At 71.5% G+C, this 21,616-nt stretch carries 22 protein-coding genes; 14 read left to right on the plus strand and 8 right to left on the minus strand.

Annotation, left to right across the window (positions count from 1 at the left end; translation table 11 throughout):
* The first annotated feature begins 10 nt into the window (after positions 1-10).
* The 5 genes from VGN18_RS20350 (at position 11) to VGN18_RS20370 (ending at position 4,928) form a co-directional block, all read left to right on the plus strand.
* The gene (locus tag VGN18_RS20350; RefSeq protein ID WP_327541557.1) at positions 11-1,975 is read left to right on the plus strand and encodes an acyl-CoA dehydrogenase; all 1,965 of its coding nucleotides are present in this window, start codon (positions 11-13) and stop codon (positions 1,973-1,975) included.
* Positions 1,976-2,111: 136 nt separating this feature from the next.
* On the plus strand, positions 2,112-2,633 hold the full coding sequence (locus tag VGN18_RS20355) for a PadR family transcriptional regulator (RefSeq protein ID WP_414655081.1): 522 nt from the start codon (positions 2,112-2,114) through the stop codon (positions 2,631-2,633).
* Between the two features lie 48 nt (positions 2,634-2,681).
* Positions 2,682-3,782, plus strand: a complete 1,101-nt coding sequence (locus tag VGN18_RS20360; RefSeq protein WP_327541559.1) for an inositol-3-phosphate synthase — start codon at positions 2,682-2,684, stop codon at positions 3,780-3,782.
* 85 nt (positions 3,783-3,867) lie between these two features.
* On the plus strand, positions 3,868-4,458 hold the full coding sequence (locus VGN18_RS20365; RefSeq protein ID WP_327541560.1) for a hypothetical protein: 591 nt from the start codon (positions 3,868-3,870) through the stop codon (positions 4,456-4,458).
* Positions 4,459-4,481: 23 nt separating this feature from the next.
* On the plus strand, positions 4,482-4,928 hold the full coding sequence (locus VGN18_RS20370; RefSeq protein ID WP_327541561.1) for a YbaB/EbfC family nucleoid-associated protein: 447 nt from the start codon (positions 4,482-4,484) through the stop codon (positions 4,926-4,928).
* A gap of 7 nt (positions 4,929-4,935) precedes the next feature.
* On the opposite strand, the gene VGN18_RS20375 is transcribed toward VGN18_RS20370, so the two are convergent.
* Both VGN18_RS20375 and VGN18_RS20380 read right to left on the minus strand, forming a co-directional pair.
* Complete coding sequence (locus VGN18_RS20375) at positions 4,936-5,781, minus strand: hypothetical protein (RefSeq protein ID WP_327541562.1); 846 nt, start codon at positions 5,779-5,781, stop codon at positions 4,936-4,938.
* Positions 5,781-6,083, minus strand: a complete 303-nt coding sequence (locus tag VGN18_RS20380; RefSeq protein ID WP_327541563.1) for a type VII secretion target — start codon at positions 6,081-6,083, stop codon at positions 5,781-5,783. The genes VGN18_RS20375 and VGN18_RS20380 overlap by 1 nt, the downstream gene beginning before the upstream one ends.
* A gap of 185 nt (positions 6,084-6,268) precedes the next feature.
* On the opposite strand from VGN18_RS20380, the gene VGN18_RS20385 reads away from it, so the two are divergent.
* Positions 6,269-6,637: a DUF4267 domain-containing protein gene (locus VGN18_RS20385; protein ID WP_327541564.1), complete on the plus strand. Its 369-nt coding sequence runs from the start codon at positions 6,269-6,271 to the stop codon at positions 6,635-6,637.
* A gap of 79 nt (positions 6,638-6,716) precedes the next feature.
* On the opposite strand, the gene VGN18_RS20390 is transcribed toward VGN18_RS20385, so the two are convergent.
* Both VGN18_RS20390 and VGN18_RS20395 read right to left on the minus strand, forming a co-directional pair.
* Positions 6,717-6,911, minus strand: coding sequence for a hypothetical protein (locus tag VGN18_RS20390; protein ID WP_327541565.1), 195 nt, complete (start codon positions 6,909-6,911; stop codon positions 6,717-6,719).
* Positions 6,912-6,981: 70 nt separating this feature from the next.
* A complete protein-coding gene (locus VGN18_RS20395) occupies positions 6,982-7,560 on the minus strand; it encodes a YqgE/AlgH family protein (protein ID WP_327541566.1) in 579 nt (192 codons plus the stop codon).
* A 91-nt stretch (positions 7,561-7,651) separates the two neighbouring features.
* On the opposite strand from VGN18_RS20395, the gene VGN18_RS20400 reads away from it, so the two are divergent.
* The gene (locus VGN18_RS20400; RefSeq protein ID WP_327541567.1) at positions 7,652-8,941 is read left to right on the plus strand and encodes an MFS transporter; all 1,290 of its coding nucleotides are present in this window, start codon (positions 7,652-7,654) and stop codon (positions 8,939-8,941) included.
* Here the strand turns inward: VGN18_RS20400 and VGN18_RS20405 are convergent.
* Complete coding sequence (locus tag VGN18_RS20405) at positions 8,913-10,424, minus strand: CCA tRNA nucleotidyltransferase (RefSeq protein WP_414655080.1); 1,512 nt, start codon at positions 10,422-10,424, stop codon at positions 8,913-8,915. The two genes, VGN18_RS20400 and VGN18_RS20405, sit on opposite strands and share 29 nt — an antisense overlap.
* 6 nt (positions 10,425-10,430) lie before the next feature.
* Between VGN18_RS20405 and VGN18_RS20410 the strand changes: the two genes are divergently transcribed.
* The 6 genes from VGN18_RS20410 to VGN18_RS20435 all read left to right on the plus strand — a co-directional run bounded on the left by VGN18_RS20410 (position 10,431) and on the right by VGN18_RS20435 (position 17,937).
* Positions 10,431-11,009, plus strand: coding sequence for an NUDIX hydrolase (locus VGN18_RS20410; protein WP_327541569.1), 579 nt, complete (start codon positions 10,431-10,433; stop codon positions 11,007-11,009).
* Positions 11,006-13,237 (plus strand): DUF6049 family protein, encoded by a 2,232-nt coding sequence (locus VGN18_RS20415; RefSeq protein ID WP_327541570.1) that lies wholly within the window; start codon positions 11,006-11,008, stop codon positions 13,235-13,237. The genes VGN18_RS20410 and VGN18_RS20415 overlap by 4 nt, the downstream gene beginning before the upstream one ends.
* A gap of 7 nt (positions 13,238-13,244) precedes the next feature.
* Entirely contained in the window at positions 13,245-15,182 is a 1,938-nt protein-coding gene (murJ, locus tag VGN18_RS20420; protein WP_327541571.1) for a murein biosynthesis integral membrane protein MurJ, read from the plus strand.
* A gap of 71 nt (positions 15,183-15,253) precedes the next feature.
* Positions 15,254-16,219: a thioredoxin-disulfide reductase gene (trxB, locus tag VGN18_RS20425; protein WP_327541572.1), complete on the plus strand. Its 966-nt coding sequence runs from the start codon at positions 15,254-15,256 to the stop codon at positions 16,217-16,219.
* 104 nt (positions 16,220-16,323) lie between these two features.
* On the plus strand, positions 16,324-16,653 hold the full coding sequence (gene trxA / locus VGN18_RS20430; RefSeq protein WP_327541573.1) for a thioredoxin: 330 nt from the start codon (positions 16,324-16,326) through the stop codon (positions 16,651-16,653).
* Positions 16,654-16,818: 165 nt separating this feature from the next.
* Positions 16,819-17,937: an N-acetylmuramoyl-L-alanine amidase gene (locus VGN18_RS20435; protein WP_327541574.1), complete on the plus strand. Its 1,119-nt coding sequence runs from the start codon at positions 16,819-16,821 to the stop codon at positions 17,935-17,937.
* A gap of 31 nt (positions 17,938-17,968) precedes the next feature.
* Here VGN18_RS20435 and VGN18_RS20440 read toward each other — a convergent pair whose 3' ends face one another.
* Both VGN18_RS20440 and VGN18_RS20445 read right to left on the minus strand, forming a co-directional pair.
* Positions 17,969-18,604: a GNAT family N-acetyltransferase gene (locus VGN18_RS20440; protein WP_327541575.1), complete on the minus strand. Its 636-nt coding sequence runs from the start codon at positions 18,602-18,604 to the stop codon at positions 17,969-17,971.
* A 19-nt stretch (positions 18,605-18,623) separates the two neighbouring features.
* Positions 18,624-19,841 carry a pyridoxal phosphate-dependent aminotransferase gene (locus VGN18_RS20445; RefSeq protein ID WP_349259977.1) on the minus strand — a complete coding sequence of 406 codons (1,218 nt, stop codon included), beginning with the start codon at positions 19,839-19,841 and terminating at the stop codon, positions 18,624-18,626.
* 111 nt (positions 19,842-19,952) lie between these two features.
* On the opposite strand from VGN18_RS20445, the gene VGN18_RS20450 reads away from it, so the two are divergent.
* On the plus strand, positions 19,953-20,570 hold the full coding sequence (locus VGN18_RS20450) for a nitroreductase family protein (RefSeq protein WP_327541576.1): 618 nt from the start codon (positions 19,953-19,955) through the stop codon (positions 20,568-20,570).
* On the opposite strand, the gene VGN18_RS20455 is transcribed toward VGN18_RS20450, so the two are convergent.
* A complete protein-coding gene (locus VGN18_RS20455; RefSeq protein WP_327541577.1) occupies positions 20,534-21,598 on the minus strand; it encodes a ParB/RepB/Spo0J family partition protein in 1,065 nt (354 codons plus the stop codon). The genes VGN18_RS20450 and VGN18_RS20455 overlap by 37 nt on opposite strands.
* Between the last annotated feature and the right edge of the window lie 18 nt (positions 21,599-21,616).

Raw genomic sequence — 21,616 nt, forward strand, 5'->3', positions numbered from 1 at the left:
AAGGAGCTCGATGCCCTCGACCGACGCGCTCGCCCCGGCCGACGCCGCCACCCTGCAGAAGCTGCTCGACGGCCGCTGGTGGGCCGTCCGGGAGCGCGCGCGGGAGCTGGCCAAGGACCCGCGGTTCGCGGTCGAGGTCGGCGAGAGCACCGAAACGCAACGCGCCCGGGTGTTCGAGCGGTTGGGCGCCCTCGCCCAGGCCGGCTACTCGCGCCTCGGCTTCCCCACCCGCTACGGCGGCGGCAACGACGTCGGCGGGTCGATCACCGGCTTCGAGATGCTGGCGATGGGCGATCTGTCGCTGCTGGTCAAGGCCGGCGTGCAGTGGGGACTGTTCGGCGGGGCGCTGCTGCACCTCGGCACCGAGCGGCACCACACGCGCTACCTCGCCGACGTCATCGACCTCGACGTGCTGGGCTGCTTCGCCATGACCGAGACCGGCCACGGCTCGGACGTCGCCTCGCTGCGCACGACGGCGACCTTCGACCCCGACACCGACGAGTTCGTGATCTCGACGCCGGACACCCCGGCCCGCAAGGAGTACATCGGCAACGCCGCCCGCGACGGCAGCCTGGCCGCGGTCTTCGCGCAGCTCGTCACCGGTGGCGAGACCCAGGGCGTGCACGCGTTCGTCGTCCCGATCCGCGACGACACCGGCACGCCGATGCCCGGCGTCCGCATCGAGGACTGCGGGCTGAAGGCCGGCCTCAACGGCGTCGACAACGGACGCCTGTACTTCGACGACGTCCGCGTCCCGCGCGAGAACCTGCTCAACCGGTACGGCGACGTCGCGGCCGACGGCACCTACTCGACCCCGATCGAGAACAAGACGAAGCGCTTCTTCACGATGCTCGGCACCCTGGTGCAGGGCCGCATCTCGGTCGCGGGCGGGGCGGGCAGCGCCACCAAGGTGGCGCTCACCATCGCGGTCCGCTACGGCGAGCAGCGCCGCCAGTTCGCCGGCCCGGACGGCAGCGAGATCGCCGTCCTCGACTACCTGGCCCACCAGCGCAAGCTGCTGCCGGCACTGGCGAAGAGCTACGCCCTGCACTTCGCCCAGCTCGACCTCGTCGCCAGCCTGCACGAGACCACGCCCGATCTCGACGAGCCGATCCCGGCCGAACCGGTCGAGCACCCCGAGCGCCGCGAGCTCGAGGCCCGCGCCGCCGGGGTCAAGGCGATCGCGACCTGGCACGCGACGCAGACGATCCAGGTCTGCCGCGAGGCGTGCGGCGGGGCGGGCTACCTGGCCGAGAACCGGCTGCCCGGGCTCAAGGCCGACACGGACGTCTTCACCACCTTCGAGGGCGACAACACCGTCCTGCTGCAGCTCCTCGCCAAGGAACTGCTGACCGACTACCGCGACCACTTCGGCGAGCTCGACTGGTTCGGCACGGCCCGCTTCGTCGCCGACCAGGCGGTCGAGGCCGTGGTCGAGCGGGTCGGCGGCCGGCGCATTTTGCAGCGACTGCTCGACGCCGCCCCCGGCCGGGGCGAGGAGGACGACCTGCTCGACCGCACCTGGCACCTCGAGCTGTTCGACTGGCGCGAGAAGCACCTGCTCGACTCGGTGGCCAAGCGGCTGCGCCGCGCCGCCGGCGCCGACGACCCGTTCGCCGTCTTCAACGCCGCGCAGGACCACCTGCTGCTGGCGGCGCGGGCGCACATCGACAGCGTGCTGCTGCAGGCCTTCGTCGACGCCGTCGAGCGCTGCCCCGCAGGCGCCGAGCGCGCCCTGCTCGATCGCGTCTGCGACCTGTTCGTGCTCAGCACCATCGAGGCCGAGCGTGGCTGGTTCGCCGAGCACGGCCGGCTCACCGCGACCCGCTCGAAGGCGGTCATCGCCGGGGTCAACGCGCTGTGCGAGTCGCTGCGCCCGCACGCGCGCACGCTGGTCGACGCCTTCGGCGTGCCCGAAGCGGCGATCGCCGCGCCGATCGCGGCGTCGACCGGGGGACCGCCGCCGCCCGCCTGACCGGTGGTCGTCGCGACCTCTCATCGTGATGTATCGTCGTGATACATCGCAGCGACACATACGCGGCGAGCGGGTGAACTACCGGGGGTGCGGCGTGCTGGAGATCGCTGTGCTCGGCCTGCTCGGCGAGAGCCCGATGCACGGGTACGAGCTGCGCAAGCGACTCGCTACGCTGCTCGGGACGTTCCGGGCATTCTCCTACGGCTCGCTCTACCCGACCCTGCGCCGCCTATCCGAGGCGGGCTGGATCTCCGAGGAGGCTCCGCTGGACGCCCCGTCGGGGACCACTCGGTCGCGGCGTGGCAAGCGGGTCTACCAGCTGACCGCGGACGGCAAGGAGCACCTGGCCGATCTGCTGGCCGAGGTCGGCCCGGACGCCTTCGACGACGAGGGTTTCGGCGCGCGTCTGGCGTTCTTCGCCCAGACCCGCTCCGAGATCCGGCTGCAGATCCTCGAGGGTCGGCGGCGCAAGGTCGAGGAGCAGCGCGACGGCATGAAGAGCAGCCTCGCCCGCACCGGCGAGCGGCTCGACCGCTACACCCGCACGCTGCACGAGCACGGCCTCGAGTCGGTCGACCGCGAGGTCCGCTGGCTCACCGAGCTCATCGAGCACGAACGGACCGGTGCCGACGACGGCGCCGGCCCGACGACACCGTAAGCACGACCACCGAAGCAACCGAAGTACCAACCACAAGGAGGAGCCCTGATGGGTTCGCAGTCTGCGGCCGGTCCGATCCGCGTCGCCATCGTCGGCGTGGGCAACTGCGCCGCGTCCCTCGTCCAGGGCGTCCACTTCTATCGTGACGCCGACCCGTCGGCCAAGGTTCCCGGCCTCATGCACGTGAACTTCGGGCCCTACCACGTCAGCGACATCGAGTTCGTGGCCGCGTTCGACGTCGATGCCAAGAAGGTCGGCCTCGACCTCTCGCAGGCGATCCTGGCCAGCGAGAACAACACCATCAAGATCTGCGACGTCCCGCAGCTCGACGTCCCGGTGCTGCGCGGCCCCACGCTCGACGGCCTCGGCAAGTACTACCGCGAGACCATCGAGGAGTCCCTTGAGGAGCCGGTCGACATCGTGGCCACCCTCAAGGACCAGGCCGTCGACGTCCTCATCTGCTACCTGCCGGTCGGCTCGGAGCAGGCGGCGAAGTTCTACGCCCAGTGCGCCATCGACGCCAAGGTCGCCTTCGTCAACGCGCTGCCGGTCTTCATCGCCAGCACGCCGGAGTGGGCGCAGAAGTTCACCGACGCGGGCGTCCCGATCGTCGGTGACGACATCAAGAGCCAGGTCGGCGCGACGATCACGCACCGCGTCCTGACCAAGCTGTTCGAGGACCGCGGCGTCGAGGTGCAGCGCACCTACCAGCTCAACGTCGGCGGCAACATGGACTTCAAGAACATGCTCGAGCGCGAGCGCCTCGAGTCGAAGAAGATCAGCAAGACCCAGTCCGTCACGTCGCAGATCCCCGACCGTGACCTCGGTGCGCGCAACGTGCACATCGGCCCGTCCGACTACGTCCAGTGGCTCGACGACCGCAAGTGGGCGTTCATCCGCCTCGAGGGCAAGACGTTCGGCAACGTGCCGCTGAACCTCGAGTACAAGCTCGAGGTCTGGGACTCCCCGAACTCGGCCGGCATCATCATCGACGCCCTGCGCGCGGCGAAGATCGCCAAGGACCGTGGCATCGGCGGCCCGATCCTGTCGGCGTCGAGCTACTTCATGAAGTCCCCGCCGGTGCAGTACTTCGACGACGAGGCGAAGCAGGCCGTGCAGGACTTCATCGACGGCACCGTCGAGCGCTGACCGCACGTTCCGACCTCACGATCCTCCCGACGCCGCCCTCACGGGTGGCGTCGGGAGGATCTGTCGTTTCCGACCCGGGAGTTCCGTGACCACGCTGTTCGATCTCGACTCGTTCACCCTCACCCCGCTGCCGCCGTCGGCCGACGCGACGCGCAACTGGGACGTCGTCGGCCCGGGCGACGCCTACCTCGGTCGGGTCGAGCAGGAGGTCGGCTCGCTGATCGCGGTGGGGCGGCGCTGGCTCACCCGCAGACCGGAGACGCTGGCCGCGATGTTCCGGGTGCGCGACGCCGGCGGCGCGGTCGAGCTCATCGTGCAACGTTCGAAACACGGGCTGCGGCACGGCACGACCGTGTCGGCCGAGCTGGCCGACGGCCAGGCCGTTGCCGGGGCGCTCATGCCGCGGGTGGGCGACGGCCTCGACCTGCGGCTCACCGACCCGGCCGGGGCGGTGTTCGCCGAGCTGCGTCAGGAGGGGCCGCGCTTCGCAGCCGTGCGTCTCGATCGCGGTGAGGTCGGCTCGGTCGCCTTCGGCGTCCAGGCGCCGTTCGGCCGCCCGGCGATCGGGGACGCCGCCCCCGGCTCGTTCGCCTTCGCGTGGTCGACCGACGCCGACGCGCTGGTGCGGATCGCCGCCCTGGCCGCGGTGATCGTCCACGCGGCGCGCCATCGCTGAACCCGAACCGCTACAAAGTAGGCATGGCTGACATGAGCGAGTTCGACCGGATCCCCCGTTTCGCCGACGTCCGGCCCGAGGCGTCCGTCACCGCGCTGGAGCAGTCCGCCGAGCAGAGCGTGGCAGCGCGCCGGCGGCTGGCCGAGGTCACCGGTGCGGCCGAGAGCCCCGACGGCACGGTGCGCGCGGTCGTCGGCGGCTTCGGGTTGCAGGAGCTCGTGCTGGATCCGAAGGCGATGCGCAAGCCGTCGCAGGACCTCGCCCAGCTCATCGTCCAGGTGACCCAGCAGGCCGCCGAGGATCTCGCGCAGCGCCGGGCCGAGCAGGCCGCCGAACTCGGCGTGCCCGGCGAGCGGCCCGATCTCGAGCAGATGCTCACCGATCTCGCCCGGCTGCGCTCGACCATGGCGGAGGGTCAGGGCGACGCCCGCCGCGTCTTCGAACGCTTCCGCGACCAGACCCGGGGCTGACCCGGCGTCAGTGCTGGACCGGGTCGATCCCCTGCGTGCCGCGGTCGACGACCGAGCTGCCGTAGAGCGTGTCGCCGAGGCCGACGGCGGTGAGCAGGGTGTTGAGCGGTCCGCGTCCGACCGTCTTGCCGATGCCCCTGCCCATCACGTTCTGGTACAGCGCGGCAGTCAGCCCGGCGGTGATCGTGCCGATGCCGTCGACGCCGGCCTGCACGAGATCGCCGAGCACCGCGGTGTCGCCCATCGCGAGCTGCACCCCGGCGTCGCCGGTGAGGAACGCGCCGATGCCGCCGGCGAGCACGCCGTCGGTCGCCTTAGTCGCGACATCCAGCTCGTCCAGGCCCAGCTCGCACTCGACGGCGTAGAGCGAGGCGTCGACCTCGAGCACCTCGACCGGGCCGAGGAAGCCGACGACAGAGGCCATCGCGGCGAGGATGACGCCGGCCCAGACGGTCAGGCCCACGGCCATCGCGGCGAGCACGAGGATCGAGATGAACGAGGCGATCGCAGCGACGATCAGCGCGATGCCGACGGTGTAGGCGAACACCTGCGCCACCATCAGCTCGCGGATGTAGTCGGCGACCTTCTCGCTGAACGCGTCGGCGTCCTGGCCCTCCCAGCCGGTGCCGGCGATGGCGTTGTTGGTGTCCATCGCGGCGTTGAGTGCCTCGCCGATCTGCCCGGCGGAGTCGAGCCAGGCCTGCCCGGCGTCGTAGATCGCGCCCGGGTCGCACTGCATCTTGTAGGCCTCGCCGGCCAGGTACCAGGCGTCCGGGATGACGCAGGCCGACGCGGTGATGGCGATCAGCGCGCCCTCGGCAATGTACTTCCCGCTGTCCAGCGGCGAGGCCATCAGTGACCCCCGCCCGGGTTCATCGTGTTGTGCTGCTCGGCCTGGTCCCAGGCGTCGGCCGTGGCCCGCAGGTTGGTGCGGAACTGCGACGCGGTGTTCCGCTTCGTCGCGAGGTCGCGATCTCCGAAGTTGAACGCCTCGACGTAGACGGCTGCGAGCGGCAGGTGGACGTTGGTGAAGTTCGAGTACTCGATGCCCTGGGCCGCGGCCAGCGTCGTGCGCGCGGCCGCGAGCTTCGCCCCGACGTTGTTCTCGAAGTCGTCCGCGAGTCGGCGTAGCGCATCGGTGTCGACGTGGGCCATGGGCTTCCCTTCGGCGAGAACGGCGGGGAAGCCGACGTTACCTCGCAGAACGGGCCCAGACCGACCTAAGGGAAGTTCTCCCCATCCCGCCCCCGGGGGTGATCGACATCTGGACGCGGTCGGGTCGCGGGCCTAGGTTGGCGCCACGCCACGCCACACGGCGTGGCGCCAGCGGGGAGGCAGTCATGTCACAGCCGGTTCAGTCCGACCAGGTCCGCCAGGCCCTCGCGCTGGGAGCCGTCGGCTTCGGGGTGCTGGCCGTCGCCGCGCCGCGGGTGTTCACCGCGCTGTACGGGCTGACCGCCAACCCGAACGTCCGGGTGATGACGCGGCTGTGGGGCACCCGGACCGCTGCCCTCGGCGCTGTCATGCTCACCGCGAAGGAGCCCGAGGACCGGCGCCGGCTGAGCATGATGAGCACGGCGATGACGGCGCTCGACACGGTGATCAGCGCGACCGCGGGCCCCGACGTCTCGGCCCGCGGCAAGATCCTGGGCACCGCCACCTCGGCCGCGTTCACCGCCGCCGGGGCGTACGTGCTCACCCAGCGCTGAGTCCGGAAGTCGGTCCCATCCTTCATCATCTCGCTCGGAGCAGGTCCACAGACCTGCTGCGGGCGCGTTGATCAACCGCCTACTGCAGCGTGCCGCCGATGTTGCTGGACGAGAGGCCGATGCCGAGCTGCTTGGCCCGGCGCTGTTCGTCGGTCTGAGTCGTCTCGTCGCTCAGTTCGGCGTAGTCGACGTCACGCTCGGAGCGCCGGGTCCAGACGTAGAGCCCGATGAACGCGGCGATGATGCCGGCGGCAACCAGCAACAGAACGATCATGTCATGCCTCCCAGATAGTGGGACAAGTAGAGCACCAGCCGGCCCCCCGCACTAGAGGAGAACGCCCGGGTCAGTTCAGGGAGGGGTCTTCGGGGAAGGTCGACATCAGCGACAACGGTGGCGGTTGGCGGCGCAGCACGCGGCGCCACATCGTGCGCGGGTCCTCGCTGAACAGGTCGGCCGGGCTGCCGAGCACGACCCACCAGGCGCCCTCGGCCATCTCGTCGTCGAGCTGCCCCGGTGACCAGCCGGCGTGCCCGGCGAACACCCGCAGCCGCCGGGCGATGGGAGCCACGACCGCCACGTCGCCGTCGAGATCGATGGTCGAGACGCCGTCGACGACCTCGCGGATGCCGGTCGTCCCGGGTTCGAGCTCCCCCAGGCACAGCGCTCCGTCGGGCTGCACCGGCCCGCCGCCGAAGACGACCGCCGGGCCACTGGCCGCGTCGTGCCAGTCGGGCAGCACCTGGCCGACCGGGGTGTGGCTGGGGCGGTTGAGCACCACGCCCACCGTGCCGCCGCCGTCGTGCTCGAGCAGGTAGACCACGGTGCGCGCGAAGTGCGGGTCGCCGAGCAGGGGCGTGGCGACGAGCAGGCGCCCGGCGGCCGGCTCCAGACCGGACATCGCCCCCCAGTTCACCGCTGCCATGCGCCCATCTTGGCGTCCGGACCCGCCGACGGCCACAGGTGATCGACCACAAGTGGTCGGCCGCGCCGCCGCGATAGGACAGACTGCCGGGGTGCCGCGCCGCAGACACCTCGTCGCCGCGCTGTCCGACCCCGGCTTCCGGCGGCTCTACGCGGCGCGCCTGCTCGGCCAGTTCGGCGACGGCGTGTTCCAGGCCAGCCTCGCCGGAGCGGTGCTGTTCAACCCAGAACGGCAGGCCCGCGCGGCCGACGTCGCCGCCGGCTTCGCGGTGCTGCTGCTGCCCTACTCGCTGCTCGGCCCGTTCGCCGGCGTGCTGCTCGACCGGTGGTGGCGGCAGCGGGTGCTCACCTTCGCCAACCTGGTCCGCGCCGTCGCCGTCGTGGCGTTCGCCGGCGAGGTCGCGGCCGGGGTCGCCGGGTTGCCGTTCTACGCCTCGGCGCTGGTGCTCGTCTCCATCAGCCGGTTCATCCTGTCCGCGCTCAGCGCGGCGCTGCCCCGGGTGGTGCCGGCCGCGGAACTCGTCACGGCCAACGCACTGTCGACCACCAGCGGCACCCTGGTCGCGGCCGCCGGGGGGGCGGCGGCGGTCGGCGTCCGCCTCGTGCTGGGGGACAGCTCGCGCGACTACGCGGTCATCGCCGCGGCCGCAGCCGTCCCGTTCCTGCTCGCCGGTGCCGTGGCCGCCGGGTTCGCCCGCGGCGCCCTCGGGCCGCTGGACAGCGAGCGGCGCACCCGCGAGACCGTGGGCGCGGTGCTGCGCGGGCTCCTCGCGGGCGCCCGGCACCTCCGCGAGACCCGGCCGGTACTGCTCGGGCTGTCGGCGATCGGCGCGCACCGGCTCGGCTACGGCGTCACCACCGTCTGCACCGTGCTGCTGTACCGCAACTACTTCTCCGACGACGGGTTCTTCCGGGCCGGGCTGGCCGGGCTGACCCAGGTCGTCGCAGCCCTCGCCGCCGGCGGGGCGCTGGCCGCGATGGTCACGCCGGCCGCCTTCCGCTCGATCGGGCCGGTGCGCTGGCCGGCCGCCCTGCTCCTCGCCGCCGCCGGCGTGCAACTCGGCCTCGCGCTGACCTTCGTGCTCCCGCTGCTGCTCGTGGCCGCGTTCCTGCTCGGTTTCGTCGCGCAGTCGATCAAGATCAGCGTCGACACCCTCGTCCAGCAGCAGGTCGAGGACGAGTTCCGCGGCCGCGTCTTCTCCCTCTATGACGCGCTGTTCAACGTCACCCTGGTGGTGGCGGCGCTGCTGACGGCGAGCGTGCTGCCCGAGGACGGCCACTCCCCGATGGCGGTGGTGGTCATCGCGCTCGGCTACGCCGTGACCGCGCTGGCCTACCTACGGCTCGCCCGGGTCAGGAGTTCTGCGCGTACCAGCTCCTGAGCTCCTCGACCGCGCGGTCGTGGCCGAGCGGGCCGTGCTCCATGCGCAGCGCGAGCAGGTGCTTGTAGGCCGCGCCGACGAGGCGGCTCGGCGGGATGTCGAGGATCGTCATGATCTCGTTGCCGTCGAGATCGGGCCGGATCGCTTCGAGCTCCTCCTGCTCCTTGAGCGCGGCGATGCGCTGCTCCAGGGTGTCGTAGGCACCGGCGAGCGCGGCGGCCTTGCGCTGGTTGCGGGTCGTGCAGTCGGAGCGGACGAGCTTGTGCAGCCGCGGCAGCAGCGGCCCGGCGTCGACGACGTAGCGGCGCACGGCCGAGTCGGTCCAGTCACTGCTGCGGTAGCCGTAGAAGCGCAGGTGCAGGAAGACGAGCTGGCCGACGTCCTCGATGAGGTCCTTGCTGCAGCGCAGCGCCTTGAGCCGCTTGCGGGCGATCCGGGCCCCGACGACCTCGTGGTGGTGGAACGTCACGCGTCCACCGGGCAGGAAGGCACGGGTCGCCGGCTTGCCGACGTCGTGCAGCAGCGCGGCCCACCGCAGCACGAGGTCGGGCCCGCCGTCCTCGAGATCGATCGCCTGGTCGAGCACCTGCAGGGTGTGGGCGTAGACGTCCTTGTGCTGGCCGTGCTCGTCGGCGGCCATCCGCAGCGCCGGCAACTCGGGCAGCACGACGTCGGCCAGCTTCGTGTCGACCATCACCTCCAGCCCGGCTCGCGGTGCCGCGCCCAGCAGCAGCTTGTTGAGCTCGGCCTGCACGCGTTCGGCGGTGATGCGCTCCAGCTGCCCGCTCAGTGCGGTCATCGCGGTGGCCACCTCGGGGTCGACCGTCACGCCGAGGGTCGACACGAACCGCGCGGCCCGCAGCATGCGCAACGGGTCGTCGGCGAACGACTCCTCCGGCGTGCCCGGCGTGCGGATGACGCCGCGGGCGAGATCGGCCAGCCCGCCGTACGGATCGGTGAACACGGCGTCGCCGGTGACCGACACGGCCATCGCGTTCATGGTGAAGTCGCGCCGGCGCAGGTCGTCCTCGAGCGACGAGCCCCAGGCCACGATCGGGTTGCGGCTCACCCGGTCGTAACGGTCGGCCCGGAACGTGGTGATCTCGCACATCAGGCCCTGGACGCGGGCGCCGACCGTGCCGAACTCGATGCCCGTCGTCCACGTCGCCGAGGCGAGCGGGCCGACGACGGCCAGGATCTCCTCCGGGCGGGCGTCGGTGGTGAAGTCGAGGTCCTCGCACCGGCGCCCCATCAGCGCGTCGCGGACAGGGCCGCCGACGAGGTGCAGCTCGTGACCGGCGTCGCGGAACGCCCGGCCGAGCGCCAGCGCGGCCGGCGGCAGCGGGACGAGATCGGCCGGGGACGTCACTGGCCCACCTTTTCGGTGCGGTTCGGTCGATCGGCGCGCGGGCTCACGGACGGCCAGCGTACCGACCGACCCGCCTGCGCCTCCGGGGCGATGCCGACCTCCTCCGGTTACCATCGGGAGATGCCCACTGGCCCGGAGTCCCAGCCCGGGCGCCAGGCTGGGCGGCCGGCGAAGCCGACCCCGTCACCGACCTCCGATGCGCCGGCCCGTACCCCCGGGGCGGGCCGATCCGGGAACAAGAAGCGTCGCCGCTCCCGGCGCTGGCTGCGTCAGGTCGACGAGTTCAGCGCCGGGGGCCTGGTCGTCGACCTCAACGGCGAGGTTCCCCGCGGTGCCCTCATCGGGCGCACCGACCGGCAGGGCCGCCTGCTCTGGTCGCTGCCCAAGGGCCACATCGAAGCGGGCGAGACGGCCGAGCAGGCCGCGGTCCGCGAGGTCGAGGAGGAGACCGGCATCTCCGGGGTCATCCTCGGCGAACTCGGCACCATCGACTTCTGGTTCGTCGCCGACGGCCGCCGCATCCACAAGACCGTGCGGCACTACCTGATGCGCCGTACCGGCGGCGAGCTGTCCGACGCCGACATCGAGGTCGACGAGGTCGCCTGGGTCCCGCTGTCCGAGATCCGCGCGCAACTCGCCTACCCGGACGAGCGCGGACTGGTGGACACCGCGGGCAGGATGCTCGCGGACACCGCGTGATCATCACCCGCCTGGGTCGCGGCGTCCTCGCTCTCGGGCTCGCGATGGCCGGGCCGGTCCTGGTCGCGCCGCAGGCGGCCCACGCGTCGCGCGAGACCTCGGCGATCACCATCCAGGTCGTCGATGTCAGTCCGTCGACGCCGGTCCCGAGCAATGTGAAGCGCCCGCTGGTGATCTCGATGGAGCTCACCAACAACACCGGTCGGGCCATCAACGGGGTGCAGGTGCAGGCCCAGCGGGGCGACCCGATCGGCAACCAGCAGGCCCTGGACGCCGCCCTGAAGACGAGCACCCCGCCCGAGGGCGGCTACGACATCGCCCCGACCACGCCCGACTCCGTCGACCTGCCGGCCGGCGCCACCAACGTGCCGACCCGGTTCGTGACCTCCACCGACATCCCGCGGGACGCCGGCATCTGCCTGTGCCACGACGCGATCTATCCCCTGCAGATGTCGGCCCACGTCACGGGCACCGACGGGGTCGACCAGACGCTCGGCTTCGCCACCACCTACATGCCGTCGTTCAAGGCCGTGCCCAAGCCGGTCCAGGTGAGCTGGGTGTGGCCGCTCATCGACCGTCCGCACCGCCTGCTCGACGACACCGTGTTCACCGACGACGAGCTCGCGGCCTCGGTCACCGACGGGCGTCTCGACCGGGCGCTGCGCGTCGTCGAGGGCGTGGAGGCCGCCAAACCGGCGGTGCCGCTGACCCTCGTCATCGACCCGGAACTGCTCGACGAGCTCGAGGTCATGGCCGGTGGCAAGTACACCGTCCAGTCCGCCACGACCCGCAAGGACAGTTCGGGCAAGACCGTCCCGGTCGAAGCGGTCCCGGGCACCGGGTCGGCGGCGGCCGAATCCTGGCTGGTGCGGCTGCGCGCCGTCGTCGATCTCGACCAGGTGCAGGTGGAGCTGACCCCCTACGCCGATCCCGACGTCGAGTCCCTCGCCGCGGCCGACCTGCCCTGGGCCCGGAACCTGGCGAACCAGACCATGGCCGCCCGGGTCGCGACCGCGCTCGGCGGCCGCAGCTACAGCGACGACGTCGCCTGGCCGGCGGCCGGGGTGGTGAGCAGGACCGGGCTGGAATCCCTCGCCACGGCCGGGGCGCAGACGCTGATCCTCGACTCCGCGGCGGTGCGGCCGAATCTCGAGGGCGACATCCCCCGCTCGTTCGCGACGTTGCGCACCCGGAGCAGCTCGATCCAGGCCGCGCTCACCGCTCCGGCGCTGCAGAGCTACGTCCGCAGCGCGGTGACGGTCGGCGGGGCCGGCACCGGGGCGCTGCCGCAGCTGACCGCCGAACTGGCGGTGCGCCGCGACGAGGACCTGTCCGCCGACCGGTTCGTCCTGCTCACGCCACCGCGCTACGTCGATGCGTCCGTCGCCAACGCGGTCCGCACGATCCGCGACACCAGCATCAGCCCGTTCACCACCCCGATCGCGCTGCGCTCGGCGTCGCCGAGCGGCGACCAGAAGGTCACCAGCCGGTTGGTGGCCACCAACGCCCTGCAGACCGGGCTTTCGAACGAGACCCTCTCCAACATCAACACGGCGACCACCGAACTCCCCACCGCCGAGCAGCTGCTGGCCGACGCCCCCACGGCACAGGCCCTGCGAGCCACGTACGAGCCGGCGCTGCAGCGGGTGTCGTCCGCAGCGTGGCGGGTCGACTCGACCATCGGGTTGCAGTCCGCGTCGGCGGCCCAGTCGGGCGAGCTCTACAAGCGGCTCGAGGCGATCTTCGCCGCGGTGTACATCGTCAAGCCGACCTCGGGCAGCTACACGCTGGCGTCGAGCAACTCCCCGCTGCCGATCACCGTCGAGAACGACAGCAACTTCGGCGTCAAGGTCGTCATCGACGTCCGTACCGCGGGCGGCCTGCCCGGCTTCACGGCTGACAACGCCAGCTCGCCGGTCATCGCCCCGCACACCAAGCAACTCGTGCACATCAGGACCCACGTCGAGCGGTCCGGACGCATCCCGGTGCTGGCCCAGCTCAGGACCACCGACGGCGCGTCGCTCGGCGACCCGATCACGCTCTCGGTGCACAGCACGGTCCTCGGCACGGTCGGGGTCGTCATCACCATCGTGGCCGGCGCGATCCTCGGCATCGCCCTGCTGCTGCGGCTCTCCCGGCAGTGGCGCACCCGCCGCACCCGGCCGTCCGGCCCGACGCGGGCCACCAAACGCCACCTCGTGGACTCGCAGCCGGAGCTCGCCCAGTGACCGTCTCGTGACGACCCCGGTGAAGGACGACGGCTGGAGCAGCGCCACGCTGTACAACGGCAGTCACGCCGTCGAACCGCGCCTGTTCACCGAAGCCGACCCGATCGGCGGCGTCATGTACGCCGACTGGGAGGCGCCGGACGAGCCCCGCTGGGGCACCACCACCTACGTCGGCAAGCCGCGCCGGCGGCGGCGCGGGGCCGAGGTCGAGCCCGAGGTCGAACCGGAGGTCGTCGAGCCGCCGGCCACGACCGCGTTCAGTCCCGCCGAGGCCGCCGACGCCACCGAGGCGCCGGAACGCCCGGCCGAACCCGAGTCCGAGCGCAGCAACCGGGGCCTGATGGCGGCGAGCGGGTCGATGGCGGTGGCCAGCCTGGCCAGCCGTATCACCGGCTTCCTGCGGAGCATCCTGCTGGTCATCGCGATCGGCACCGGCGCCGTCGCGAACTCCTACAACGCGGGCAACAACCTGCCCAACATGATCTACGAGCTGCTGCTCGGCGGCGTGCTCTCGAGCGTGCTCATCCCGCTGCTGGTGCACGCGCAGTCCGAGGACGACGACGGCGGCATCGCCTACACCCAGCGGCTGTTGTCGATCGCCACCGCTGCACTCGGTGCCATGACCCTGGCCACGGTGCTGGCCGCGCCGTGGATCGCGGCGGCGTTCGTGCCCGCGGGCGCGCAGCGCGACCTCACCAGCATCTTCGCCACGCTGCTGCTGCCCGAGATCTTCTTCTACGGCCTCGGCGCGATGTTCACGGCGGTCCTCAACATCCGGCACAGCTACAAGCCGGGCGCGTGGTCGCCGGTGCTGAACAACGTCATCATGATCGTGACGATCGGGCTGTTCTTCCTGCTACCCGGGCCCGACTCGCTGAACGACCCGGCCGCCCTCACCACGCCCCAGATCCTGGTGCTCGGCCTCGGCACCACCCTCGGCATCGCCGGCCAGGCGCTCGTGCTGGTCCCGGCGCTGCGCCGGGCCGGCTTCCACTGGAAGTGGCGCTTCCGGGCCCGGCCCAGCGAGACGGGACGCATGAAGGAGGTCGGCACGCTGGCCGGCTGGGTGCTGGGCTACGTCGTCGTCAGCCAGGTCGGCGTCACGGTCATCCAGAAGGTCGGCATCGACAACGGCGGGTTCAGCGTCTTCACCTTCGCCGATCTGCTGTTCCAGATGCCGTACGGCATCCTCGTCGTCTCCCTGCTGACGGCGATCATGCCCCGGCTCTCGCGGGCGGCGGTCCGCGGCGACAACGCGGCGGTCATCGAGGACCTGTCGCTCGGCGCCCGGCTGTCGGCCGTCGCGCTGGTGCCGGTCACCGCCGGGTTGATCGCGCTCGGGCCCGCGATGGGCGTCACGCTGTTCTCCTACGGCAACTCGAGTATCGAGAAGGCCGGCCTCATCGGGTCGGCGCTGGCCTGGTCGGCCTTCGGTCTGTTCCCGTTCGCGCTGGTGATGCTGCAGCTGCGCGTGTTCTACGCGATGCGCGACGGCCGGACCCCGACCCTGATCAACGCCTTCATGGTCGGCACCAAGGTCGTCCTCGTGCTGGTCTCGAACGCCGTGTTCGCCGCCCCGGCCGGTACCAACGTGAACCTGCACCCGTCCGTGCGGGCGGTCGAATGGCTCAACATCTCGACCTCGCTCTCCTACGTGGTGGGAGCGATCGTCGGGCACATCGTGCTCACCCGGCGGCTCGGCCGGCTCGGCTTCCGCTCGGTCGCGCTCACCGTGGCCCAGGTGGCCGCCGCCGCCGCCGTCGGCGGTCTCGCGGCCTACGCGGTCGTGGTCGGCGCCCAGCACGCGCTCGGCGGGGCCCGCCTCGGCGCCGTCACCGGACTGGCGCTCGGCGGCATCGTCGGGCTCGCCGTGTTCGCTGTCGTAGCGTGGCGCCTGCGCATCCCCGACGTCCAGCAGGCGGTCGCGTCGGTGCGCCGCCGGTGAGCCCGACCACGCCCGCGCCGGGAATCCCGGCACCCCCCGCTTCGGTTCAGTCAGCGACGGAAAGAGGAACAGTGACCCAGCACCGCAACGTCATCATCGTGGGCTCCGGCCCGGCGGGCTACACCGCCGCGCTGTACTCGGCCCGCGCCGACCTGGCCCCCCTCGTGTTCGAGGGCTCCCAGTACGGCGGCGCGCTGATGAACACCACCGACGTCGAGAACTTCCCCGGCTTCCCCGAGGGCATCATGGGCCCGGACCTGATGAACCAGATCCGCACCCAGGCCGAACGCTTCGGCGCCGAACTGGTGGCCGACGATGTCGTCTCGATGGACCTCACCGGCCCGGTCAAGACGGTCCGCACGCTCGACGGCGAGTTCACCGCCGACGCGGTGATCCTGTCCATGGGCTCGGCCTACCGCAAGCTCGGGCTCGACCGCGAGGACCAGCTCTCCGGGCACGGGGTCTCGTGGTGCGCAACCTGTGACGGGTTCTTCTTCCGCGACCAGGACATCGCCGTCGTCGGCGGGGGCGACACCGCCATGGAGGAGGCCACCTTCCTCACCCGCTTCGCCAGGTCCGTCACGATCGTGCACCGCCGCGACGCGCTGCGGGCCAGCCGCATCATGGTCGACCGCGCCGAGGCCAACCCCAAGATCCGGTGGGCGCTGAACAGTGCGGTCGCCGACATCCACGGCGACACCTCGGTCACCGGCGTGCGCCTGCGCGACACCGTCACCGGCGCCGAGCGGGACATCGAGCTCGGTGGCCTGTTCATCGCCATCGGCCACGAGCCGCGCAGCGAACTGGTCGTCGGCCAGGTCGAGCTCGACGACGAGGGGTACGTGCGGACGGGCGAGGGCACCCGGACGAACATCGAGGGCGTCTTCGCCGCCGGTGACCTCGTCGACCACACCTACCGCCAGGCGATCACAGCGGCCGGCACCGGCTGCCAGGCCGCGCTCGACGCCGAGCGCTACCTCGCCGCCCTCGCCGATCGAGCCGCGGTACCGGCCGGCGTCGGCACCGAGGCAGGATAGCCCTCAATCCCTGCCCCGCACCCGGGCGGGAATCCCCCCACCCGGTTCCTTGTTCCATCAGCGTCCGATCAGGACGCTCCCCGAGACAATCAGGAGAATCCCACATGGGCGCGAACACCAAGACCGTGACCGACAGCAGCTTCGCCACCGACGTCCTCGGTGCCGACGGACCGGTCCTCGTCGACTTCTGGGCGGAGTGGTGTGGCCCGTGCCGCCAGGTCGCCCCGGTGCTCGAGGAGATCGCCGGCGAGCAGGCCGGCAAACTGACGATCGCCAAGCTGAACATCGACGAGAACCCCGAGACGGCCCGCAACTACCAGGTCATGTCCATCCCGACGATGGCCGTGTTCCAGGGCGGCCAGCTCGTGAAGACGATCGTCGGGGCCCGCCCGAAGGCGGCCATCCTGCGCGAGCTCACCGACTTCGTCGGCTGATCCGACCCTCCGCACGACCTCGAGGCGGCCCTCCCGGGAATCCGGGGCGGCCGCCTCGCTCGTTCCTGGCCGCGGGCCCGTCGCAGTTCGGTCGAGGCGGGCCGCTGAGGCACAATGACGGAAGTCCGGTCCGACACCCGAGGCGATTCGCGAGGCACCTCTCTGATGCAGCCACTGCGACGCGGCGACTCCAGCAGCGCCGTCGCCGAGGTCCGCGGCATGCTCGCGTCCATCGGATTGCTGAACAACTCAGATCCGCGGACGGCGCATGTCTTCGACGAGACCACCGAGCTGGCCGTGCGCCACTTCCAGCAGCGTCGCGGCATCTCGGTCGACGGACGCGTCGGGGTCGAGACCTACGCGGCCCTGACCGGCGCGCACTGGAAGCTCGGCGACCGCGTCCTCGCCCACGAGTCGGGCTCGCCCCTCACCGGGGACGACGTCACGGCCCTGCAGACCCAGCTCATCGAACTCGGCTACCACCTGGTCCGCGCCGACGGCGTCTTCGAGGGCGACACCGCCGAGACCCTGCGCAGCTTCCAGCGCGACTACGGCCTCATCGCCGACGGCATCTGCGGGCCCGACACCATGCGCGCGCTGCGTCAGCTCGGTCGCCGGGTGGTCGGCGGCCGGCCCCAGCTGCTGCGCGACCTCATCGCCGTGGCCGACTCGGGCCCCAGCCTGCTGGGCAAGCGCATCGTCCTCGACGCCGGGCACGGTGGGGCCGATACCGGCGTGGTGGCCGAGGGCGTCACCGAGTCCGAGCTGGTCTGGGATCTCACCTCGCGCCTCGACGGACGCCTCACCGCGCTCGGCGTGCGCACCTGGTCGACCCGGGGCCCGCAGAACGGCGCGACCGACGAGCAGCGGGCCAAGCTGGCCAACGACGTCGGCGCCGACCTCGTGCTGTCGCTGCACGTCGACGGTTTCCACACCCCCGAAGCCAACGGCATCGCCACGTACTACTACGGCGCCGGCGAGTCGGCCTCGACGATCGGCGAGCGGCTCGCCGACCTCGCCCAGCGCGAGCTGGTCGCCCGCACCGGCATGCTGGACAACCGCACGCACGGCAAGACCTGGGGCCTGCTCCGGCTGACCCGGATGCCGACGGTCCGGGTCGAGGTCGGCTACCTGACCGCTCCGGGCGACCGCGCCAAACTGTGCGATCCGCAGTACCGCGACACCATCGCCGAGGGGCTGCTGGTGGCCGTGCAGCGGCTCTACCTGCCGGTCGCCGACGACCCGCCCACCGGCGTCATGCGCATCCCGGCCCACGTGCGCTGACGCGATCCGCTGACGCCATCCGTCCGTCCGGTCAGCGGGACAGCACCGGCGCCTGCATCGAGCCGAGCAGGCGTTCGAACGCGTACTCGACATCCTCGCGCCAGGTGACCGTCGTCTTCACGTCCAGGCGCAGGCGCGGGGTCCGCGGGTGCGGCCGCACCGTCTTGAAGCCGACCGCGAGCAGGTAGTCCGCCGGCAGCAGGCAGCTGTGATCGGCCGAATCGGCGTCTCGCGGGGCGCCGGAGCCGGTCCGTCCGAACGCCTCGATGGCCCGGATCCCGCGCCGGACGACGTCGCGCGCGACCCCCTGGACGAGCATCCGGCCCAGCCCGCCGTCGGCGAAGTCGGCGACGATGCGGCCGGTCATGAGCAGGACGGCGTCGGCGCTGACCGGGGAGGTGGGGAAGGCGACCGCCCGCGGCACGTAGGCCGCCGGCGCGTAGAGGACGTAACCGGCCGGCACGCCGTCGACATAGACCAACTGCCCGCAGCTGCCCCATTCGAGCAGGGTGTCGGAGACCCAGGCCTCCTTCTCGATCCCGGCGCCGCCGCGGTCGCGCGCCCGCTCACCGGAGACCGGATCGAGCTCCCAGAACACGCAGGAGCGGCACCGGGTCGGCAGATCCGACAGGTTGTCGAGCGTGATGCTGACCAGTCGCCGGGACACGTCACCCTCCTGTCGAGCGTTACAGCTCCCCGGTGTACTCGGAGAGGAAGGCGCCGAGCCGCCCGATCGCGTCGGTCAGGTCGTCGGCGCGGGGCAGCGTGACGATGCGCAGGTGGTCGGGATCCGGCCAGTTGAACCCGGTGCCCTGCACGACCAGGACGTGCTGTGCCCGCAGCAGTTCCAGCACGAAACGCTGGTCGTCCTTGATCGGGTAGCGCTCGGGGTCGAGGCGGGGGAACACGTAGAGGGCGCCGTCGGGGACGGTGCAGCTCACGCCGGGAATCGCGCGCAGCGCGGTGATCGCGGCGTCGCGCTGCTCGAGCAGCCGGCCGCCGGGCAGGATGAGATCGCGGATGCTCTGCCGCCCGCCGAGCGCGACCTGCACCGCGTGCTGCGCCGGAACGTTCGCGCAGAGCCGCATGTTGGCCAGGATCGTGATGCCCTCGAGGTAGCTCGTCGCGTGCCGCTTCGGGCCGCTGACCATCATCCAGCCCGACCGGAAGCCGGCGACGCGGTAGGCCTTGGACAGCCCGTTGAAGGTGAGGGTGAAGACATCGGGGGCGATCCGGGCGAACGGATGGTGCACCGCGGCGCCGTAGAGGATCTTGTCGTAGATCTCGTCGGCCATGACGACCAGGCCGTGCTCGCGGGCGAGGTCGGCGATCGCCCGCAGCGTGTCCTCGGAGTAGACCGCACCGGTCGGGTTGTTCGGGTTGATCACCACGATGGCCTTGGTGCGTGGGGTGACCTTGGACCGGATGTCGTCGAGATCGGGTTGCCAGCCGGCCGACTCGTCACACAGGTAGTGCACCGGCTTGCCGCCGGCGAGCGAGGTCGAGGCCGTCCACAGCGGGTAGTCGGGCGCCGGGACGAGCACCTCGTCACCGTTGTCGAGCAGCGCCTGGAGGCTGATCGTGATCAACTCGCTGACGCCGTTGCCGAGCCACACGTCGTCGACGTCGACGGTGTCGATCCCGCGCTCCTGGTAGTGCTGCACGATCGCGGTGCGGGCGGAGAGCAGACCCTGCGAATCGCTGTAACCCTGCGCCGTCGGCAGGTTGCGGATGACGTCGACCAGGATCTCGTCGGGAGCCTCGAAGCCGAACGGTGCGGGGTTGCCGATGTTGAGCTTGATGATCCGGCGACCCTCTTCCTCGAGGCGCTTGGCCTCCTCGAGCACCGGGCCGCGGATGTCGTAGCAGACGTTCGTCAACTTGCGCGATTGCATGAGCTCCACGCCGCCACGATCCCATATCGAACTGAGATCGGCGCCCGAGTTAGGTCGATCGGGGCAGTCCCACTGCCGACCACTGTCGCCGACCTAACAGCCGGCTGCCAGAGTGAGCGGGTGGAACTTCGCGAAGCGGTCCGAACCCGTCGCATGGTCCGGAGCTACGACCCGACCCGGCCGATCCCGCGGGACGAGCTGGAAAACCTACTAAATCTGGCAATTCGGGCGCCGTCGGCGGGCCATACCCAAGCCTGGAGATTTCTCGTCCTGGACGACATAACATCTCGCGATTCGTTCTGGTCGGCGACCACCGAGGACGGCGCGAGCAACTCGTGGCTCGATCGGTTGCGAACCGCACCGGTTCTGATCATCTTCTTCTCCGATCAGCAGGCCTACCTCGACCGCTACGCCGAGCCGGACAAGGGCTGGATCGACAAGGACCCGGATCGATGGCCGGTCCCCTACTGGCACATCGACACCGGCATGGCCGCCATGATCCTGCTGCTCGCCGCGCAGGACGCCGGATTGGCCGCCTGCTTCTTCGGCGTGCCGAAGGATCGCTGGCCCGCCCTGTTCGAGGCGTTCCACGTGCCGCCCGGCCTCGAGCCGATCGGCGTGGTCAGTCTCGGCCACCCGGCCCCGGACCTGCGCTCACCCTCGCTCAAGCGCGGCCGGCGAAGCCTTCCCGAGGTGCTGACCTACGGCTCGTTCGACGTCGAGTCGCCCTCGTCCTGAGCTGAGCGGCGGGTCGACACCTGCGGGGCCATGACCGAGACGATGCGTTCGAGGTCGTCGATGGATGCGAACTCGACGGTGATCCGGCCCTTGCGCCGCCCGATGTCGACGCGAACCCGGGTGTCGAAGACATCCGACAGCTTGCCGGCGAGCTCGGTGACGGCCGGCGCGCTGATCCGCGGGGCGGGGCGGCGAGCCGGTTTGGCCGGTCCGGCGGTGCGGGCCAGCGTGACCAGCTCCTCCGTCGCGCGGACGGACAGGCCCTCGGCGACGATCCGGCTGGCGAGCTCGTCCTGGGCATCGCGGTCGTCGAGGCCGAGCAGGGCGCGGGCGTGGCCGGCCGACAGCACCCCGGCGGCAACTCGCCGCTGCACCGCGAGCGGCAGGTTCAGCAGCCGGATCGTGTTGCTGACCTGCGGCCGGCTGCGCCCGATACGCTGGGCCAGCTCGTCGTGGGTGGTGCCGAACTCCTCGAGCAGCTGCTGGTACGCGGCCGCCTCTTCGAGCGGGTTCAACTGGGCCCGGTGGATGTTCTCCAGCAGGGCGTCGCGCAGCATCGCGTCGTCCTCGGTGGAGCGGACGATGGCCGGAATCGTGTCCAGGCCGGCGGCCACCGCCGCCCGCAGCCGCCGCTCACCCATCACCAGCTCGTAGCCGTCACCGTCGGTGTGGGCGCGGACGACAACGGGCTGGAGCACGCCGAACTCGCGGATCGAGTGCGTCAGTTCGGCCAGGGCGTCCTCGTCGAAGACCTGGCGCGGCTGCTTGGCGTTCGCGTGGATCGAGGTGACCGGCAGTTCTTCCAGCGTCGCGCCCGGGATCGCCAGCGGGCCGGCGACCTCTTCGAGCGCGGGCTCGGTCGACGGCGCTGCGGTCGATGATCCGGGCGAGGCGGTCGCCGGCTCGGCGCTGCCGTTGCCGGACTGATCGGCTACGGGGGCGGCAGGGCGGTCCTCGACCGGCGGAGCGGTCGGGATCAACGCACCCAAGCCCCGTCCGAGCCCCCCGCGGCGCGACTTCGCGCTCACGCCGACCACCCTGACGTC

The sequence above is a fragment of the Jatrophihabitans sp. genome (assembly GCF_036000465.1).
In the GTDB taxonomy this organism is placed as follows: domain Bacteria; phylum Actinomycetota; class Actinomycetes; order Mycobacteriales; family Jatrophihabitantaceae; genus Jatrophihabitans.

What these genes read in the sequence shown, in the direction of transcription:
- VGN18_RS20350 (WP_327541557.1), top strand. Translation starts at nt 11, where the DNA reads ATGCCCTCGACCGACGCGCTCGCCCCGGCCGACGCCGCCACCCTGCAG.
- VGN18_RS20355 (WP_414655081.1), top strand. Translation starts at nt 2,112, where the DNA reads ATGCACGGGTACGAGCTGCGCAAGCGACTCGCTACGCTGCTCGGGACG.
- VGN18_RS20360 (WP_327541559.1), top strand. Translation starts at nt 2,682, where the DNA reads ATGGGTTCGCAGTCTGCGGCCGGTCCGATCCGCGTCGCCATCGTCGGC.
- VGN18_RS20370 (WP_327541561.1), top strand. Translation starts at nt 4,482, where the DNA reads ATGGCTGACATGAGCGAGTTCGACCGGATCCCCCGTTTCGCCGACGTC.
- VGN18_RS20375 (WP_327541562.1), bottom strand. Translation starts at nt 5,781, where the DNA reads ATGGCCTCGCCGCTGGACAGCGGGAAGTACATTGCCGAGGGCGCGCTG.
- VGN18_RS20380 (WP_327541563.1), bottom strand. Translation starts at nt 6,083, where the DNA reads ATGGCCCACGTCGACACCGATGCGCTACGCCGACTCGCGGACGACTTC.
- VGN18_RS20385 (WP_327541564.1), top strand. Translation starts at nt 6,269, where the DNA reads ATGTCACAGCCGGTTCAGTCCGACCAGGTCCGCCAGGCCCTCGCGCTG.
- VGN18_RS20390 (WP_327541565.1), bottom strand. Translation starts at nt 6,911, where the DNA reads ATGATCGTTCTGTTGCTGGTTGCCGCCGGCATCATCGCCGCGTTCATC.
- VGN18_RS20395 (WP_327541566.1), bottom strand. Translation starts at nt 7,560, where the DNA reads ATGGCAGCGGTGAACTGGGGGGCGATGTCCGGTCTGGAGCCGGCCGCC.
- VGN18_RS20405 (WP_414655080.1), bottom strand. Translation starts at nt 10,424, where the DNA reads ATGGTAACCGGAGGAGGTCGGCATCGCCCCGGAGGCGCAGGCGGGTCG.
- VGN18_RS20410 (WP_327541569.1), top strand. Translation starts at nt 10,431, where the DNA reads ATGCCCACTGGCCCGGAGTCCCAGCCCGGGCGCCAGGCTGGGCGGCCG.
- trxA (WP_327541573.1), top strand. Translation starts at nt 16,324, where the DNA reads ATGGGCGCGAACACCAAGACCGTGACCGACAGCAGCTTCGCCACCGAC.
- VGN18_RS20435 (WP_327541574.1), top strand. Translation starts at nt 16,819, where the DNA reads ATGCAGCCACTGCGACGCGGCGACTCCAGCAGCGCCGTCGCCGAGGTC.